1 protein-coding gene is annotated in these 3,113 nt (G+C 69.0%); it reads right to left on the reverse strand.

Annotation, left to right across the window (positions count from 1 at the left end):
• Nucleotides 1-3,113: type I polyketide synthase (locus ABD808_RS31735; protein WP_344904716.1), on the reverse strand; the 3,113-nt coding region annotated here is incomplete at both ends.

The following is a 3,113-nucleotide window of genomic DNA, read 5'->3' on the forward strand; positions in this document are numbered from 1 at the left end:
TTGTGGACGAGTTGCCACAGGTCGTGGGGGTTGTGGACGTCGCCGGGGTAGCGGCAGGCCATGCCGACGATCGCGATCGGCTCATCCGACGTCGCGGTGCTCCGCTTCGCCGTCGTGGTTCCGGTGGGACGCTCGGCGAGCCTGCTCCGCAGATGACCGGCCAGCGCCGTCGGAGTCGGATGGTCGAAGATCAGCGTCGGGGGGAGGCGGAGCTGCGTCGCGCTGGTGATGCGGTTGCGTAGCTCGACGGCCGTGAGGGAGTCGAATCCGAGCTCCTTGAACGGCCGGTCGGCGACGATCGTCCCGGCCGTGGAATGCCCGAGGACGGCCGCCGCCTGATCGCGGACGACTTTGAGCAGGTGCTCCAGCTGCTGCTCCGGGCTCAGTCGCGCGAGCTGCTGCGCGAGTGCGTTCGCCGAGGACGAGGACGCGTGACGTCCGCGCGGCGCCAGGCCACGCAGGAGCGGTGACGAGTTGTGCGCGGTGGTCGCGGCGGTGATGGGCGTCGCGATCAGGTGTGGAGTGTCCAGCTGGAGCGCGGCGTCGAGGAGTGCGAGGCCCTGCTCGTCGGTGAGCGGGTGCATTCCGGAGCGCTTCATGCGGGCGTGGTCGGTTGCGGTGAGTGCGCTGGTCATGGCGCTGGTGTGTTCCCAGAGTCCCCAGGCGATGGAGGTCGCGGGGAGTCCGGTGTGGTGGCGGTGTGCGGCCAGGGCGTCGAGGTAGGTGTTGGCGGCTGCGTAGTTGGCCTGGCCGGGGTTGCCGAGGGTGCCCGCGGCGGAGGAGAACAGTACGAACGCGTCGAGATCCAGGTCGCGGGTCTGGTGGTGCAGGTTCCAGGCGGCATCGACCTTGGGCCGGAACACGGCGGCCAGGCTTTCGGGTGTCTGCCTTTCCAGTGGCGCGTCGTCCAGGACGCCTGCCGCGTGGACGACGGTCCTGAGGGGCTGGTCGTCCGGGATACCGGCCAGCAGTTCGGCCAGTGCGTCGGGGTCGGCGGCGTCGCAGGCCGCGATCGCGACCTGCGCTCCCAGACCTTCCAGGCGTTCTTGGAGTTCGGCCGCGCCCGGGGCGTCCAGCCCGCGCCTGCTGGTGAGGAGCAGACGAGCGGCGCCGTGCTGGGTGATGAGGTGTTCGGCGACCAACGCGCCGAGGGTTCCGGTGCCGCCGGTGATCAGAACGGTGCCGTCCCCGGCCTGGACGAGCGGAGCCGACGTCTGTCGGTCGGCCGATACCAGGCGCGGTATCAGAACGCGGCCCGCCCGAAGAGCCAGCTGGGCCTCGCCGGTCGCCAGTGCGGTTCCGAGGTTCTCCGCCGAGTCCGGGTGGTCGTCGGTGTCCACGAGGACGATCTGTTCGGGGTGTTCGGTCTGGGCCGAACGGCAGAGCCCCCAGATGGGCGAGTGACTCAGTGAGAGGTCCCCCGGCTCCACGGCCACGGCTCCGTGAGTGAGGACCACGAGTCGGGACTCGGTGAATCGCTCGTCCGACACCCAGTGGCGGAGACGGTCGAGGACCTCGGCCGTCAGCGACTCGATCTCGGCCGGGTCGTCCTCGGTGCTTCGGACGTCGAGCAGCACGTGCAGCGGTGCGTCCGTGCCTGCGCTGATCGCCTCGGAGAGGGATTCGAGCGTCGTCACGTCGTCCAGGAGGATCGTCGTCGTTTCGGAGCCGGGTTCGCCGGTCGTCCTGGCAGGTGACCATTCCACTGTGAACAGGGAGCGGTCGGTTCTCGCCGCGAACGCCTTCAGAAACTCGTCGCTGCTCACCGAGCGCAGCGTGAGCGTGCCTATCGACGCGACCGGGAACCCGGAATCGTCCCATGCGTCGATCTGGACCGTCCGCTCTCCGGTCTCGGTGATTCGGATCTGGAGTTGCGTCGCGGACGTCGCCGACAGATGGACGTCCCGCCAGGAGAAGGGAAGCGGGGTCTCACCGGCATCCATCCCCTGGACCGCGAGCGGATGCAGCGCGGCGTCCAGCAGCGCGGGGTGGATGCCGTAGCCGGTGACGGGGGTGTCCGGGTCGAGCTGGACGAGGGCGTGCAGGGTCGTGCCGTCCCGGTGCAGCTCGCGGAGGTTCTGGAACGACGGGCCGTAGTGGTAACCGCGCTCGGCGAGAAGGTCGTACAGGTCGGAGACGTCGACCGGGTCCGCGGTGGGTCGGCCGGGGAAGGCCGGTGCGGTTGTCGTCGGCTCGTCGGAGGTGAGGACGCCCGTCGCGTGCATGACCCACTCGGGGGTGTCGTCGGTGCTGACCCGCGAATGGAACGTCACCTGGCGACGGCCTTCGTCATCCGGTGCGGTGACGTTGATGTGGAGATCGCGGGCGCTGTCGGTGGCGAGCGTGAGGGGTGTGTGGAGAGTGAGCTCTTCGAGGGTGGGTGTGTTGAGGGCGTGGGCTGCGTGGAGCGCCAGGTCGAGGAACGCGGTGCCCGGTAGGAGCGGGGTCTCGTGGACGGCGTGGTCGACGAGCCAAGGAAGGGTGTCGAGGGAGATGTGAGCGGTGGCCTGCCACCGGCCGTCCGGGAGGGGAGTGGTGGTCGCCAGCAGCGGGTGCTCGGCCTTGTTCAGACCGAAGCCCGCCGCATCGCCCGTCGAGACGGAGTTGAGCCAGTAGTGCTGGTGCTGGAAGGGGTAGGTCGGGGGCTGGGTGTGGGGGATGGTGGGCGGTGTGTGCCAGGCGGTGGTGGGTTTGGGGTTGTGGGTGTGGTGTGTGGCGAGTGAGGTGAGGAATTGGTGGTATCCGCCGTGGTCGCGTCGCAGTGTGGGGTGCGCGGTTGCGGGCGGGTTGATGGTGGCGTGGATCGCCGGAGTGAGGATGGGGTGGGGGCTGGTTTCGATGAAGGTGGAGTGGTGTTGGGTTAGGTGGGTGAGGGTGGGGTGGAATTGGACGGGGTTGGCGAGGTTGTCGTACCAGTAGGCGGCGTCCAGGGTGCTGGTGTCGGTGATCAGTTGACCGGTGAGGGTGGAGTGGAACGGAACGCTGCCCTGCCGCGGGGTGATGCCGTTCAGGCTGGTGATGAGTTGGTCGCGTATGGGGTGCATGTGCGGGGTGTGGGAGGCGTAGTCGACCGGGATGGTGCGCGCGTCGATCCCGTGGGTTTTGCAGTGTGC

The sequence above is a fragment of the Actinomadura meridiana genome (assembly GCF_039537545.1).
Taxonomy (GTDB): Bacteria; Actinomycetota; Actinomycetes; order Streptosporangiales; family Streptosporangiaceae; genus Spirillospora; species Spirillospora meridiana.